Raw genomic sequence first — 14925 nt, 5'->3', positions numbered from 1 at the left:
CGACCTTCGCCAAAATTTTCGACGGCCGCACGGGCGGTGTTGGTTACACTGCACGGGCACGATCTGTTCGGGTCCGTGCGGGTGTGCCTCCTTAGCTCAGATGGCCAGAGCAACGCACTTGTAATGCGTAGGTCGTCGGTTCGAATCCGACAGGGGGCTCGATCGAAAGCCCAGGTCAGGATCATCCTGACCTGGGCTTCGTGGTGTCCGAAGTGCTACCGCCCGACCTGTGGTCCCCGCCCTTCCCCCTCCGGCACACTTGGTTTCCGGGGCAGTGCGCAAGGGGGACGGGCGATATGAGCGGTCGTTCGAGTGGCCTGATAGGGGCATGGGCCGAAACACAGCGCCAGCAGCAGCGGCAGCGGGAAGCGGAGCTTCGTACGGAGCGGCGGCGGCAGCGCGAGGAGCTGCGACGGCAGCGGAACCACGAGCGGGACACGGCGCGGATGCAGCGCGGGCGGCAGGCGGAGTACCGGCTGCGGTGCGAGGCGGACGCCCGTCGGTTCACGGAGGAGCTGGATGTGCGGGTGGAGTCCCTGTCGGGGCTCCTGGCGGCCGGGTGCCGGGCCCCGGCGTTCCGCGTCGCTTCGCTGCTGCGGGAGGAACCCGTCGGGCACCGGCCCGACTACGACAGGCACAGCGCGGCGCGGCTGAGCGAGATCCGCGCACACAACGCGCGCGTGGCCGAGCTGACGGGCGCGCTGCGCGACGGTGACCCGGCGACGGTGGTGGACTACTTCTCCGCGGCTCTGTACGCGTCGAGCGGGTGGCCCGACGGGTTTCCGCGGCAGGTGGCCGCTGCCTTCGACCCGGCGGTGCGGCAACTGGTCCTGAACTGGGAGCTGCCCGCGTACGAGGTGGTGCCGACGGCCCGGCTCGTCCGGTACTTCGTCGGTTCGGACCAGCAGCGGGAGATCCCGAGACCGGTCGGGCAGCGGAGATCCCTGTACCGGAGCGTGCTGGCGCAGTGCGTCCTGCTGGCCCTGCGCGATCTCTTCGCCGCCGACGAGTTCGGGATCCTCTCCGCGGTCGCGTTGAACGGCTTCGTGGACGACTTCGATCCGGCCACGGGGCTGCGTGCGGACATCGTCCTGGCCACGGTGATGGTCGAGGCGGAGGCGTTCGCCCGGCTGCGCCTGGAGTCGGTGAGTCCGGTGGACTGCCTGGTCGACGGGTTGCACGGCCGACTGTCCGTGCGGCCGGACCAGCGGATGGCGGTGCCCCCGGGGCGGCTTCCCGAACGGGTCGGTTCCGGCGTGGTGGCCCGCGGGGGCGAGGAGGAGCCGGACCTGCTCGAGATGGATCCGGCGGAGTTCGAGGCGCTGGTCGCCGATCTGTTCCGCGCGCGGGGACTGCAGGCGGTGACGACGCAGCGCTCGCACGACGGGGGTGTCGACGTGGACGCGGTCGACCCGGATCCGATCAGTGGCGGAAAGATCGTCGTGCAGGTGAAGCGGTACCGGAACACCGTGCCGCCGAGCGCGGTGCGGGACCTGTTCGGCACGGTCCAGGGGGCGGGCGCCAACAAAGGAGTACTGGTGACGACGTCGGGGTTCGGCCCCGGCTCCTACACGTTCGCCAACGGGAAACCGCTGACGCTGGTGCCGGGTTCGGATCTGGTCGACCTGCTGCACCGCTGCGGAATGCGCGGTCGGTTGGGTGGTGTCGAGGGGGCAGCGGTTCCGCGGTCGGGGGCCGGGGCCGGGGCCGGGACGGAACCGAACGGTGAGAGCGGAGACGGCACCGGTGACCACAACGGCGGTGACTACAACGTGGTGGGCATGTCGTGGACGGGCCGGGTGGCGCTGGACATGTGCGCGCTGGTGTGCCGGGGGAGCCGCGTCCTGAGCGACAGCCACTTCGTCTTCTACAACAACGTCCGGACGCCCGAAGGGTCGGTGCGGATGCTGGGCGGTTTCGCGGGGGACCGGGCCGCGGTCCGGGTGGCGTTCGACGAACTGCCGGTGGCGGCCGACCGACTTGTGCTGGTGGCGGCGGTGGATCCCGAGGCCGATCCCGAGGCCGACCTCGCCGGGTTCACCGGCGCCGGCGTCCGGCTGCGGGGCGCGGACGGCGCGGAGCTGGACCAGGTGGCGGTGTCGGACGGCAGGCCGGGGGAGACCGCGCTGGTCCTGGGGTCGTTCAGACGGCGGTCGAGCGGGGACTGGAGCTTCGTGGTGGGCGGGAAGGGGTATGCGGGCGGACTGGAGGAACTGGTCAGGGAGTTCGGGATCGACGTCGAATGACGGAGACGTCGGATGACGGAGACGTCGGATGACGGAGAGGGCGAATGGCGGAGAGAGAGGGGAGGCCGCCTACGAGGTCTCCCCCCCCTCGGCTCAGTGGCGGCCCGCCACCCTGTCCGCCCACTGGGCCAGGCGCGATGAGGTGGCCGTGTGGGTGGTTTGTTCGCGGTGGTCGGCTGCTGAGTAGGTGGCGTACATGCCGTGGACGCCGAGCCAGCGGAACGGCTCCGGTTCCCATTTGCGGACCTTGTGGTTGACCCAGGGGAGGGTCGTCAGGTCCGTGGGGCCCGCCTGGCCCGAGTCCTGTTGGACCAGGTCGCGCAGGGTGCGGGCGGCGAGGTTGGCGGTGGCGACGCCCGAGCCGACGTAGCCGCCCGCCCAGCCGAGGCCCGTGGCGCGGTCCAGGGTGACCGTGGCGCACCAGTCGCGGGGGACGCCGAGGACGCCGGACCAGGCGTGCGCGATCGGGACGCCGGCGAGCTGGGGGAAGAAGCGGGTGAGGATGGCCTGGAGGGAGTCGATCGTGGCGGGCTGCGTGCGGCCGTCGTTGTCCGTCTTCGATCCGTAGCGGTACGGGACGCCGCGGCCGCCGAGCGCGATGCGGCCGTCGGCGGTGCGCTGGGCGTACATGTACGCGTGCGCCATGTCGCCTAGCGTCTCGCGGCCCTCCCAGCCGATCGACTCCCACTGGGAGGCCGACAGCGGCTCCGTCGCGATCATTGAGGAGTTCATGGGGAGCCAGGTGCGGCGCTGGCCCTTGAGGGAGGCCGTGAAGCCTTCCGTGCAGCGCAGGACGTAGGGGGCGCGGACGGTGCCGAACGGGGTGATGGCGTGTTTGGGCCTGATCTCCGTGACCGGGGTGGATTCGTGGATCGTGACGCCGAGCGCCTCGACGGCCGACGCCAGGCCCTTCACCAGCTTCACGGGGTGCAGGCGCGCGCCGTGCGGGGTCCAGGTCGAGGCGACGGCGCCCGCCACCCGTACCCGCTCGGCCGTCTCGCGGGCGCCGTGCAGGGTGCGGTCCTTCTCGCCGTACGAGAGTTCCGTCTCGTGGAATGCCTTCAGACGGGCCAACTGCGCCGGGGTGTACGCGATTTCGAGGACGCCGCCGTGGTGGATGTCCGCCTCGATCTGCTCCTCGGCGGCGGCTCTGATCACCTCGTCGACCGTATCGTTCATCGCGCCCTGGAGGCGGACCGCCGCTTCGTGGCCGTGCAGCTTGGCGTAGCGGTCGCGGCCCGCGATGCCGTTGTAGAGCCAGCCGCCGTTGCGGCCGGAGGCGCCGTAGCCGCAGAACTTCTGCTCCAGGACGGTGACGCGCAGGAAGGGGGCGGCTTTCTTCAGGTAGTACGCGGTCCACAGGCCCGTGTAGCCGCCGCCGACGATGCAGACGTCTGCCGTCGTGTCGGCGGTCAGGGGCTCGCGGGCGGTGGGCAGGCCCTGGTCCGCGTACCAGAACGATATGCCGCCGTTGACCGCGCCGGTCCCGTGCCGCGTGTTGCTCGTGCTGCTCATGAGCGGACGTTACTGCGCAGGTGGGGGCCTTGTGGAGGGGTCGGGGCCTTGGTCCCGAGGGGTGGGTCCTTCGGCGGCCGGGGCGCGGGATAGATTCCGATACTTTGAGCGGTACGTGTTGAAATCTGGAGGGCTCTACTCATGGCCGTACACAAGGCCGGGCGCATGGCCGGGCGCGTCGCCGTCGCGGTGGCAGCGGCGGCGCTGATCGGGGTGGCCGCGTCCGCCTGCGGCCCCGACGAGAACGGTGACAGTGGTGGCAACGGCAGCAACGGTGGCGGCGGCGACAAGCCGTCGGCGTCGGCGTCCGCGGCCGCCGGTACCGGACTCGCCGACGTGCCCGCGTCGGTGAAGGGCGGCGTGATCACCGTCGGCGACCCGAAGGCCAAGCATACGGTCAAGGTGTACGAGGACCCGCGCTGCCCGTTCTGCAAGAAGTTCGAGGACGGCGGGGCGCAGGCGCTGGTGAAGCCGGTCGCCGACGGCAAGGTCAAGGTCGAGTACACGATCGCCTCGTTCCTCGACAAGAGCCTCGGCGGCAGCGGCTCGGTGAACGCGGCGAACGCGCTCCGGGCGTCCGTTGAGGCAGGCAAGTTCCCGCAGTTCCACGCCGTCGTCTTCGCCCACCAGCCCGCGGAGGAGACGGACGACGCCTACACCCCGGCCTTCCTGCTGAAGATCGCGGGCAAGGTCGACGGCTTGCGCGGCGGCGCCTTCGACAAGGCGGTCAAGGGCGGCACGTACAAGAAGTGGGTCGGTGAGGCGATGGACACCTTCTCCGGCGACGGCGTCCAGGGCACGCCGACCGTCGTCATCGACGGGAAGAAGGCCGACGGCAACGCCCTGTACGAGCAGCCCGCGTTCGCCGAGCAACTCAAGGCGGCGGGCATTTCCTGACCCGTCCCCGCGCGTGGTGTGCGGCGCCCCGCGTCAGCGGATAGCAGGCCAGACCGATCAGGACCGCGGTGAAGTGGCCCAGGTCGGTGAAGGTCCTGCCCGTGATCAGCGGGGTGCCGTACACCGCGACGACGACGAGGAGATACCCGTACCGCCATGGCGCGGGAATCCGGTACGTGAGGACGGCGACCACGCCCGCCAGCGCGTAACTCACCCCGACATCAAGGGTGTTGACCGCCGAACGGGGCGCCGCCCCGTGGTGGACGGCGAGCGCGAGGACGCCCTCGCTGACGAGCGTGGCGAGGACGTGGGCGAGCGCCGCCACCGCCAGCCAGCGCCGGGTGCCGAAGCTCCGCTCGGCGCTCGCGTGGAACACCGTGTAGAGGACGGCGTACGACAGCCAGCCGCCGCCGTCGATCCAGAACGCGCTGGAGATCAGCACCCGCACCGGGTTCCGCGACAGTTCGTGGATGTTCGTGGAGCGCTGGCGCAGGAACTCGGCCTCGAACTCCGGCGACATGTGGTGCATCGCGACGGCCGTCACGAAGAGAGCCGCCAGCCAGATGTACGTTCCCGGGGCGCTGCGGATGTATGAGCGGATGTATGAGGTGACGGCCGCGGTGCCCCTGCGGGCGGCCCCCGCCACCTCCCGAAAAGCCCTCATGAAGCCCTCACGCCGCGTCCCGAAAAATCCTCATGCGGCGATTCACGCACGTCGGTAGGGTCCCGAACGTGATCGACATTCGCATTCCGGACGCCCTGGTCGAGTCGCAGCACCTGTACGCCGGGGAGGCGGGCCGGGCCTTCATCGCCGCGCTGCCCGCGCGGGTGCGGGAGTTCACCGAGCGCTGGGGCCTGACCCCCGACGGCGACCCGATGCACGGCATGGCCGCGCTCGTGCTGCCCGTGGTGCGCGCCGACGGGACGCCCGCCGCGGTCAAGTTCCAGGTCCTGGACGAGGAGACCGAGGGCGAGCCGGTCGCGCTGCGGGTCTGGGACGGCGACGGCGCGGTCCGCCTCCTCGACCACGACGCGGCCACCGGCACGATGCTCCTCGAACGCCTCGACGCCGGGCGGATGTTGTCGACGATGGCCGACACCCGCAAGGCCGTACTCGTCCTCGCCGAACTCCTCGCCCGGCTGACCGCGGGGCCCGCGCCCGACGGCATGCGCCGCCTCGGTGACATCGCCGCCGAGATGCTCGACGGCCTGCCAAAAGCGCTGCGGGCGATCGCCGACCCCGCCGAACGCGCCGTCGTCGAACGGTGCGGGGGCGCGGTGCGCGAGGTCATGGGCGAGCCGGGCGACCGGATGCTCCACTGGGACCTGCACTTCGAGAACGTCCTGGCGAGCGACCGCGAACCGTGGCTCGCCATCGACCCGAAGCCGCTCGCGGGCGACCCCGGGTTCGATCTGTGGCCCGCCCTCGACAACCGGTTCGAGCCGGACGAGGTGCTGTGGCGGTTCGACGCGTTGACCGAGGTCCTGGGGCTCGACCGGGAGCGGGCGCGCGCGTGGACGCTGGGCCGGGTCCTGCAGAACGCGGTGTGGGAGGCCGAGGACGGGCGGCAGCCGGAGGCCGACGACATGGAGATCGCGCGCCTGCTGCTCGGACGCTGAGGCCCGCCCGGCACCCCCTAGAACTCGCCTGGCCCCCCTAGAACCCGCCTAGAACCCGCCTAGAACCCATCTAGAACCCATCTAGAACCCATCTAGAACCCGTCTAGAACTCGTCCACGGTGTGCGGGAGTCGGGCCGTGCGCAGCGCCGCGTCCAGCGCCGCCGCCGTACCCGGCGTGTGCTCCGTCGCCAGGCCCGCGCGGACGAGCGCGTCGATCCTCGTACCGCCCAGGTAGGCCGCGGCCAGGTCGCGCGCCTCGACGGTGAGGTCCGCGGGGCGCTCGGTGCTCTCGTACGTACAGCCGTCGGGGGACGCCGTCAGGCGGTGGCGGCCCGCGTTGGCCGGGAGGCGGTCGTCCCGTACGTCGAGGACCGCGTCCACCGGCGCCGCCCACGTGCGGGCGGTGAGCGCGGCCCGCACGTCGATCAGGCGGAGCCGGAGCGCGGGGAACTCGCCCGTCACGCGGACCTGGTCGCGGTCGGCGGCGAAGAGGTGCAGCGAGTCGTCCACGGGGCGGCCCCAGGCGCGGATCAGGCCCGTCAGGTCGATCGATGCGAGGTAGCGCCAGAGCGCGGCCTCGGCGGCCGGGGAGTCCGCCTCAAGCTCGTCGAGGCGGACCAGGCCGGGGGCGTCGTCGCGGGTCTTGGTGCGATAGATCGCGTAACCGGCGACGGCTCCCTCGGGGGCGGCGGGTCCTTCGGACGCGGCGGGTCCTTCGCGACCGACGGGTCCTTCGGGGGCGCCGAGGACGACCACGCGGGGCGGCGACAGCTCGTCGTCCTCCTCGTCCTCCGTCACCAGCCACTCCTCGCGCCACCACGCCTCACCGCGGGCGATGCGGCCCGCGCGCTCGGAGCGGGTGCGGTCGTAATACTCGGAGAGCAGCGCGGGGGCGTCGGCCGGGTCGACCAGGCGCAGCGGGCGGTCGTCCGGGGTGATGCGCAGGGCCAGGGGCCGCCGCGAGTCGATCTCCACGGAGTGGCCATACGTGGCCGGGCCGAAGCCGAACCTGCCGTAGATCGCGTCCTCCGACGCCCACAGGGCGGCGATCGGCGAACCGTCCGCCGCCGCCCGCGCGAACAGCTCCGCGATCATTCCGGAGAGCACGCCCCGCCGCCGGTGCGTCGGCGCCACGGAGACGAACGTCACGCAGGGGCAGGGCAGTTCGCCGCCGGGCACCGACACCGTGAAGGGAAACGAGGCGAGGAAGCCGACCAGCTCGCCGTTCTCATACGCGCCGATGCGGGTGCAGTCGCGCAACAGGTCGTGGTGGTGCTTGCGCTTCTCCTCCTCCGGGGTCTCGTGGAAGACGAGGTAGGCGAGGGAGAGCGCGCGGTCGATTCCCGACTCGGGGATGTCGCAGAACTGGACGGATTCCATACCCATATAACGGACGGTAGTTCCCGTATGCGGTGCGGGCATCCGAATATCGGGGCGGTGGCAAGGGGGAGGGGTGGGGTGGGGTGGGGAGGGTGGGTCAGGGGATCGGAGGCTGCCGCGGGTCTCCAGCCGTGACGTGCCCCCAGCCTTCAACCTGAAGTGGACTTGAGGTCAAGGGCGCACCCGGCCAGCGCGAGCGACACCGCCTCCACCGCGCTGTTGAACGACACCTCGGAGAGCATGCCGGGGGCCGCCACCTGGTCGCCCGCGAGGAAGACGCCGTCTCCCCGGACGATCGCGGGGCGGTCCCGCCACGTGGTGCCGGGGCGGTCGAGGGCGCCCGTACGGCCGCCCGCGACCGAGGCGCGGCGCCACGTGAGGCGCTCGCGCCAACCGGGGCAGCCCAGGTCGAGCAGGTGCTCGGCGCGGGCCACGCCGTCCGCCTTGGTCTCGTTCGGGGCGAGGGGGATCTGCGCCTGCGCGAGTTGTTCGCCGTCGGGGGCGAGCGTGCGGTCCTGGGCGGTGAAACGTTCGACCCAGCCCGTCCGGTCAAGGTCGGACACGACGAAGGCGTCGCCTCTGCGGGAGCGGAACGCCACGTCGACGAGCGCGGTGCGGCCGCTCTCCCAGCACAAGGACTCGTCCCCGAGGATGCGGCGGGCGGAATCGAGGGACGTCGCGACGACCACCGGGCCGGTCCGGGCGATGTCGGACAGGCTGTCGACGCGGTCAAGGGTCTCCGTGCGTACGCCCATGTTCCAGGCCCGCGCGGCCATCCGGTCGATGAGCGAGCCCCAGCCGCCGCGCGGGTAGTGCGCCTCCGGGGGCAGCTTGGCGGCGCGGCGCAGGCGCTCGTGCACGAAGCGGGCGGAGAGCGAGCCGGGGTCGTGGTGGAACGTGGCCACCGCGGCGTAGTGCGCGGCGGCGTGCGCGCCCTCCTCGCCGACCTCGTCCGTCGCCCAGCTCGTGAAATCGAGGTCCACCGGGGCGTGTTCCGCCTTGCGGCGCAGCAGCTTCAGCATGGCGAGGGGCGGTGTGCGACGCAGCTCGCCGTGGTGCAGCAGGCGCAGCCTGGCGGCTTCGAGGGGCGGGAGGGGGGCGAGGGGGCCGATGAGGTTGCGCTGCTTGAGCCAGGCCCAGTGGGGGCCGCCGTTGTAGAGGGCGTGCGGGCCCTCGTTCGTCTTGTACGTGCCCTCGGACGTACGGGCCCGGCCGCCGAGCGTGTGGTGGGCCTCGCGGAGGGTCACGCGGGCGCCCGCCTCGGCGGCGCTGATGGCCGCGGTGAGGCCGGCGAAGCCGCCGCCGATGACGGTGATGTGGTGGGCGTTGGTGTCGGGCATGGGGTGGGCTCCCTAAGGGCGGGTGCGTGGGCTTCACCTCTTGGACGCCCGGGGGTGGGCCGGATGTGACATCGAGGGGCGGGAAGCGGCCTGCTCGGGTGGGCGGGCGATGTCAGACGTGGCGTGCACGATGGAGGCATGGATCGGACAGCGGGCGTGGGTCGGACGGCGGGCATGGATCGGACGGCGGGCATGGGCCGGACAGCGGGCGTGGATCGGACAGCAGGCATGGGCCGGACAGCGAAACCGGCGCGGGTGGTCAAGGCGGCTCGGCGGGCCGAGGTGCGGCTGCCTCCCCTCCAGCCCTTCGAGGGCGGGGAACTGGAGCCCGACGGGGACTATGACGGGGTCGAGTTCCGCGGCCTGGACCTCGGGGGACAGGACGGCGCGGGCGCGCTCTTCATGGACTCCGCGGTGACGGGGTGCGCGGTCGGCGAGACCAGGCTCTCCCGGGCGCGCTTCGTCGACTCCGTGCTGACGGAGCTGCGCGGCGTGGGCACCGACCTCATGGAGGCGTCGCTGCGGGACGTCGAGGTGGTCGACGCGCGGCTCGGCGGCGTGCAGTTGCACGGGGGCGTGCTGGAGCGGGTGGTGGTGCGGGGCGGAAAGATCGACTACCTGAACCTGCGGAAGGCCCGGTTGCGGGACGTCGTCTTCGAGGAGTGCGTCCTGGTGGAGCCGGACTTCGGGCTTGCCTCGCTGGAGCGGGTGGAGTTCCGGGGGTGCGCGGTGCGGGGGGCCGACTTCTCGGGGGTGCGGATGGTGGACGTGGACTTCCGGGGGGCTTCGGAGCTGGAGATCGCGCGGGGGGTCGAGTGCCTGACCGGCTCGGTGATCAGCCCCGCCCAGCTCCTCGAACTGGCGCCGGTGTTCGCGGCGCAGGTGGGGGTGCGGGTGGCGTCTTGAGCGGGGGGCTCTCTTCAGGTGCTGTTTCTGCCCTGAGCCCTGAGCCCTGAGCCCTGAGCCCTGAGCCCTTAGAGGCCGGTTCGTGACTCTTTAGGTGGCTCTGTGATCGCCTGATGGTGTGGGTGTGGGTGTGGGCGGAAATCGCTGGTCCGCCGCCTACGGTCTGTTGGGGTGGTGGGGATCAGGGGGCCTTGTCAGCCAGCCGATGGGGTGAGGCTGGTGCGGTCGAACGGGCCACCGTGCGCGGCGGCGTACGCGATGGCGTCGTTGACAGCATCGAGGCCGAACGACCGGACTCGTTCGGGGGCGAGATCCAGAGTGCCCGAGGCGAGGAGCCGGATGATGCCGACATTGGCTGTGCGCGGGTACATCCACTGCCCGCGCACGGTGATCGAGTTGCGCATGATCCATGGGTACGGGAGTGCGAGGTCGTCGCCACCGAGCATGCCGACGCCGCCCATGAGGACGATGCGGCCGTACTCGCGCACGGTCATGGCCGCCGCGCGCGACGCCGAGCTGGGTGCGCTCGGCGGCAGCAAGTCGATCACCATGTCGATCGGGCCGTCGGCCCCCGCGGACATCGCCGCGCGGTCGGTGGCCTCGTCTCCGGTCAGCGGGACCGGGCGCAGACGCGGACCGAACCGGTCGGCGAGGAGGTCGAGGGCGGCCTTGTTGCGGCCCGGGGCGACCACGCGGCCCGCTCCCATCGCGAGCGCGACCGCGACCGCGCTGCTGCCGAGGTTGCCGGTGGCCCCGCTGACGAGCAGCGTTTCGCCGGCTGCGAGCCCGCCTGCCAGCAGCCCGCCGTAGGAGATGGCGTGCACGGTGAGTGCGGCCCAGCGGGCCGGATCGTCCCCGGCCGCGGCGGGCAGCGGAAAGACGTTCTCCGTCGGGACCCGCATGAGCTCGGCGAACGCACCGTCGTGCCAATACCGGGCGAGCCGCGCGCCGCCCTCGCCGCGCGAGCTCCAGCCCTGGAGCGTGATGTCGGGCGTCAGGGCGTCGTCCCGCGAGCGCACCATCGAGTCGCACCACACCACATCGCCGACGCGCAGCCGGGTGGTGTCCGGGCCGACGTGGACGATCCGCCCCACGCCGCCGACACCGGGCACGACAGGCGGGACAAGGGGGTAGTTCCGTTCGCCGCTGAAGACTTCGCCCGCGTAGGGCCCCACATTGGCGGCGAGAACCTCGACCACCACCTCGCCGCCGCCGGCCTTGGGGTCGGGCACCTCCCGCACCGTGAGCTGGGCGCCGAACCGCGTCAGAACTGCTGCTCGCACGTGATGACCTCCATGTTTCCGTGTTCGTCCGTGCTCGTGAGATCGACACTAGGAGCTGGGTGAGCATGCCGGAAGCGACGATCTGGCATCCGTGGTATGCGTAGGTCGCATGGACATCTCCAGCACGGGACTGCGGGTCCTGCGGCAGATCGCCGAGTCCGGCAGCTTCACCGCGGCAGCCGAGCGACTCGGCTACACGCAGTCGGCCGTCTCACGTCAGGCCGCCGCCCTCGAACGCAGTACCGGCACCACCCTCTTCGAACGCCGCCCGGACGGGGTACGGCTCACTCCTTCCGGTCTGACCCTGCTGCGGCATGCCCACACGGTCCTGGCCTCGCTCGCAGCAGCCGAGCGTGAGCTCGCCGGCACCGTCCCGCGGACCGAACTGGTGCGGCTCGGGGCCGTCCCGAGCGCGGGCGCGGCGATCCTGCCCGCCGTACTCGCACACCTCGCGGTGACCGACCCGCAGACCACGGTCACCACCCGCGAGAGCACCACGCCCACCCTGATCCGGGCGCTGCGCGCCGGCTCACTCGACCTCGCCGTGCTGACGTCCCGCCCACCCCACCGGCCCTTCGACGGCGACTCACCGCGCCTGCACGTCGAGACCGTCGCGGACACCGAACTGGTCGTGGCAGCGCCCTCGACCGGAGAGTTCGCCGGGCGCACAACGGTGCACGTCGACGAGCTGGTCGACGCCGCGTGGATCGCCACCCCGTCATCGGGCTCCGAGCCGCTGCTCGGCGTCTGGCCCGGCCTGCCCGGACGGCCCCGCGTCATCCACTCCACGCGCGACTGGCTGACCAAGCTCCAGCTGGTCGCCGGCGGCTTCGGCGTGACGACGGTGCCGTCCCGGCTCTCACCGGTGCTGCCGCCCGGGGTGAGCCTGCTGCGCATCGACGGCGCACCCCCCGAGATCCGCAGGGTGCTCGTGGCACGCCTCCCCGGCCACCCCGCCCCGGCGATCACGACCGTCACCCGAGCGATCACTTCGACCGCCTGAACCGCCGCCGAGGCCGCGCACGATCGCGTGTACCCCCTTCCCCTCACGGGTGGGGGTGGGCACCGCGGTCACCGTCGGCCTGTTCTTCGCAGTACTGGCGATCGGCCTCGCCGTCGTCACGGCCCTGCACGAACTCCTCGCGCCCCGCGGCCGCGCATAACGGCCTCGGCAGCCAGCCTTCCGCCGAGGCAAGCGGACCTAGGTCTTAGGCCTTAGGCGGTTTAAGCCGTAGGGGGAAGGCCCTAGCTCCGCGGGTAGCGGGACAGGAGTGACCAGATCGCGGGGTTGTCCGCCAGGGAGTCGTGGAGGTCGGTGAGGTCCGCCACGACATCGTGGAGGAAATCCCGTGCCTCGCGCCGGAGTTCCGCGTGGGAGAAGGAGAGCGGCGGGTCGTCCGGGTCCATCCAGTCCGCCTCGATGTCCACCCACCCGAAGCGGCGGGCGAACAGCATGCGGTCCGTCGACTCCGTGAAGTCGAGCTCCGCGTACTGGGGCCGGGAGGCCCGGCTGCCGAGGGGATCCTTGTCCAGCGCTTCGACGATGTCGCACAGGGCCCACGCGAAGTCGAGGACGGGCACCCATCCCCAGGCTGTGGACAGTTCCCGGTCCGCCTTCGTGTCCGCCAGGTACACGTCTCCGCAGAAGAGGTCGTGGCGCAGGGTGTGGACGTCCGCCCGGCTGTAGTCCAGCCGAGGGGGGTCCGGGAAGCGGGCGGAGAGCGCGTAGCCGATGTCGAGCACGGGGTCGATGGTGTCACGACCGGGCGCCCGGAGGATCACGGCAGCAGCCGCCGCTCCTTCGCCACCGCCACCGCCCCCGCCCGCGTCTCCACACCGAGCTTGTCGTAGATGCGGCCCAGGTGCGTTTTCACCGTGGCCTCGCTGATGAACAGGGCGCGGGCGATCTCACGGTTGCCGAGCCCCCGGGAGAGCTGGCCGAGGATGTCGCGTTCGCGGTCGGTGAGCGTGGGGTGCGGGGCGCGCATGTGGGCCATGACGCGGGAGGCGACGGGGGGCGAGAGCGTGGTGCGGCCCCGGGACGCGGCGTGGATCGCGGCGAAGAGTTCTTCGGGGCGCTCCGCCTTGAGCAGGTAGCCCGTCGCGCCCGCCTCGATGGCGCGGGTGATGTCCGCGTCCGTGTCGTACGTGGTGAGGACGAGGACGTGCGGGGCGGGGGAGAGGCCCGTGATGCGCCGGGTCGCCTCGACGCCGTCGATGCCGTCGCCGAGCTGCAGGTCCATCAGGACGACGTCGGGCGTCAGCTTGGTGGCGAGGGCGAGTGCCTCCTCACCCGTGCCCGCCTCGCCGACGACCTCGATGTCCGGTGCGCTGCCGAGCAGGGCGAGCAGTCCGGCGCGTACGACGACGTGGTCGTCGCAGACGAGCAGACGGACGGGGCGGGTGGGGCGGTCGGGGTGCTCGGGGTGGTCGGGGCCGTCGGAGTGGGCGGGGCGGTCGGGGCGATCGGGGACGTTCGTCACTGCGGCTCCAGCGGGATCGATACGGAGAGGACCGCGCCTTCGCCGGGCGCCGACTCGATCGTCAGTGTGCCGCCGAGCTGCCCGGCGCGGGCGCGGATCGCGGGCAGCCCGTGTCCCCGTACGCCACCGGCCGTATCGGAGGCGGTGCCGCCGGGGGCGGTGTCGGGGGGTGTGAAACCGCGACCGTCGTCCGCGACGTCAAGGACCACCTGGTCGTCCAGGAGCGTCAGGGTCAGCGCCGCCGTGGTCGCGTCGGCGTGCTCCCGTACGTTGGCCAGGGCGCCCTGCGCGATACGCAGCAGCGCCGAACTGACCCGGTCGGGGAGGCGTACGGGAGTGTCCTCCGTGCCTTCCGCGCCCTCCGCATCCTCCGTGCCCTCCGCGTGGAAGCGGACGGTGAGGCCGGTGTCGGATTCGCGTTCCGCGAGCGCCCGCAGCGCCTGGGCGAGACCGCCGCCGTCCGCGAGGTCGGCGGGGGCGAGGTCGTGCACGAAGCGGCGGGCCTCGGCGAGGCCGCGCTCGGTGATCGACTCGGCGGTGCGGATGTGCGTGCGCGCCTTCGCGGGGTCCGTGTCCCAGACGCGGTCGGCCGCCTGCAACAGCATCTGCTGGCTGGACAGGCCCTGCGCGAGGGTGTCGTGGATCTCCATGGACAGGCGCTGGCGCTCGGCGAGGGTGCCCTCGCGGCGCTCGGTGGCGGCGAGTTCGCGGCGGGTGCGGATGAGGTCGTCGATCAGCTCGCGCTGCCGCGCCGCCTGACGCTGCATGTAGAGGAAGACGGCGGCGGCGACCGCGGCCCAGGCGGGCGGCGCGAACAGCAGTATCGGGTCGAAGCCGCCCGCGAGCTTCAGCTGCGCGACGACCACGAAGGCGGTCAGGACGGCCACGAGGAAGAGCGCGGCGCGCGGTGGGAGGGTCCGCAGGCCCGTGTAGAAGAGCGGCACCGCGCACCAGGCGAAGCTCGGCGCGAGTATCACGATGACGACCCAGACGGCCACGACGAGGGTCAGCCAGCTGAGGCGGCGCGGCGCGGAGGGGCGGGCGCCGACGGTGGGGCCGAGCACGTAGAGGAGAGCGAGGGCGACCGACAGCGCGATGATCCACGGGGTGCGGGGTTCGCCGGGGTGGCGCATGAGGAAGCGGGCGAGCGACGAGCCCAGGAGCAGGAAGAACGCCGTGTGCATGACGGTCGCGAGCCAGCGGGCGTCGGGGTCCGGCGTGCGCTGTTCCACGGCGGCTCCTTCTCGTACGGCC

At 72.2% G+C, this 14925-nt stretch carries 13 protein-coding genes and 1 tRNA gene; 6 read left to right on the top strand and 8 right to left on the bottom strand.

Annotated elements, in window-relative coordinates:
* The first annotated feature begins 85 nt into the window (after positions 1–85).
* Both ABZ953_RS13415 and ABZ953_RS13410 read left to right on the top strand, forming a co-directional pair.
* A tRNA-Thr gene (locus tag ABZ953_RS13415) sits at positions 86–159 on the top strand.
* A gap of 137 nt (positions 160–296) precedes the next feature.
* On the top strand, positions 297–2246 hold the full coding sequence (locus ABZ953_RS13410; RefSeq protein WP_361721562.1) for a restriction endonuclease: 1950 nt from the start codon (positions 297–299) through the stop codon (positions 2244–2246).
* Between the two features lie 93 nt (positions 2247–2339).
* On the opposite strand, the gene ABZ953_RS13405 is transcribed toward ABZ953_RS13410, so the two are convergent.
* Positions 2340–3761, bottom strand: a complete 1422-nt coding sequence (locus ABZ953_RS13405) for an FAD-dependent oxidoreductase (protein WP_361721558.1) — start codon at positions 3759–3761, stop codon at positions 2340–2342.
* Positions 3762–3902: 141 nt separating this feature from the next.
* Between ABZ953_RS13405 and ABZ953_RS13400 the strand changes: the two genes are divergently transcribed.
* Positions 3903–4658: a thioredoxin domain-containing protein gene (locus tag ABZ953_RS13400; protein WP_361721555.1), complete on the top strand. Its 756-nt coding sequence runs from the start codon at positions 3903–3905 to the stop codon at positions 4656–4658.
* Here the strand turns inward: ABZ953_RS13400 and ABZ953_RS13395 are convergent.
* Entirely contained in the window at positions 4636–5322 is a 687-nt protein-coding gene (locus tag ABZ953_RS13395; protein WP_361721552.1) for a rhomboid-like protein, read from the bottom strand. The genes ABZ953_RS13400 and ABZ953_RS13395 overlap by 23 nt on opposite strands.
* A gap of 32 nt (positions 5323–5354) precedes the next feature.
* Here ABZ953_RS13395 and ABZ953_RS13390 point away from each other — a divergent pair, with 32 nt between their 5' ends.
* The gene (locus tag ABZ953_RS13390) at positions 5355–6278 is read left to right on the top strand and encodes an aminoglycoside phosphotransferase family protein (RefSeq protein WP_361721549.1); all 924 of its coding nucleotides are present in this window, start codon (positions 5355–5357) and stop codon (positions 6276–6278) included.
* A 103-nt stretch (positions 6279–6381) separates the two neighbouring features.
* On the opposite strand, the gene ABZ953_RS13385 is transcribed toward ABZ953_RS13390, so the two are convergent.
* Both ABZ953_RS13385 and ABZ953_RS13380 read right to left on the bottom strand, forming a co-directional pair.
* Positions 6382–7659 (bottom strand): GNAT family N-acetyltransferase, encoded by a 1278-nt coding sequence (locus tag ABZ953_RS13385; protein WP_361721927.1) that lies wholly within the window; start codon positions 7657–7659, stop codon positions 6382–6384.
* Between the two features lie 149 nt (positions 7660–7808).
* Positions 7809–8999 (bottom strand): NAD(P)-binding protein, encoded by a 1191-nt coding sequence (locus tag ABZ953_RS13380; protein WP_361721546.1) that lies wholly within the window; start codon positions 8997–8999, stop codon positions 7809–7811.
* A gap of 228 nt (positions 9000–9227) precedes the next feature.
* Here ABZ953_RS13380 and ABZ953_RS13375 point away from each other — a divergent pair, with 228 nt between their 5' ends.
* Positions 9228–9905, top strand: a complete 678-nt coding sequence (locus tag ABZ953_RS13375) for a pentapeptide repeat-containing protein (protein WP_361721924.1) — start codon at positions 9228–9230, stop codon at positions 9903–9905.
* A gap of 194 nt (positions 9906–10099) precedes the next feature.
* Here ABZ953_RS13375 and ABZ953_RS13370 read toward each other — a convergent pair whose 3' ends face one another.
* Positions 10100–11188: an alcohol dehydrogenase catalytic domain-containing protein gene (locus ABZ953_RS13370; RefSeq protein ID WP_361721543.1), complete on the bottom strand. Its 1089-nt coding sequence runs from the start codon at positions 11186–11188 to the stop codon at positions 10100–10102.
* A 109-nt stretch (positions 11189–11297) separates the two neighbouring features.
* On the opposite strand from ABZ953_RS13370, the gene ABZ953_RS13365 reads away from it, so the two are divergent.
* Positions 11298–12191 carry a LysR family transcriptional regulator gene (locus tag ABZ953_RS13365; RefSeq protein ID WP_361721540.1) on the top strand — a complete coding sequence of 298 codons (894 nt, stop codon included), beginning with the start codon at positions 11298–11300 and terminating at the stop codon, positions 12189–12191.
* 242 nt (positions 12192–12433) lie between these two features.
* Here the strand turns inward: ABZ953_RS13365 and ABZ953_RS13360 are convergent, their stop codons facing one another.
* The 3 genes from ABZ953_RS13360 to ABZ953_RS13350 all read right to left on the bottom strand — a co-directional run bounded on the left by ABZ953_RS13360 (position 12434) and on the right by ABZ953_RS13350 (position 14855).
* Positions 12434–12931 carry a hypothetical protein gene (locus ABZ953_RS13360; protein ID WP_361721921.1) on the bottom strand — a complete coding sequence of 166 codons (498 nt, stop codon included), beginning with the start codon at positions 12929–12931 and terminating at the stop codon, positions 12434–12436.
* A gap of 35 nt (positions 12932–12966) precedes the next feature.
* Positions 12967–13578: a response regulator transcription factor gene (locus ABZ953_RS13355; protein ID WP_361721918.1), complete on the bottom strand. Its 612-nt coding sequence runs from the start codon at positions 13576–13578 to the stop codon at positions 12967–12969.
* A gap of 89 nt (positions 13579–13667) precedes the next feature.
* Entirely contained in the window at positions 13668–14855 is a 1188-nt protein-coding gene (locus tag ABZ953_RS13350; RefSeq protein ID WP_361721915.1) for a sensor histidine kinase, read from the bottom strand.
* Positions 14856–14925 lie beyond the last annotated feature (70 nt).

Source organism: Streptomyces sp. NPDC046465 (genome assembly GCF_040646035.1).
GTDB lineage: Bacteria > Actinomycetota > Actinomycetes > Streptomycetales > Streptomycetaceae > Streptomyces.
Note: the sequence above shows the minus strand (reverse complement) of the source record. Positions and strands in the feature narration are given on the sequence as shown.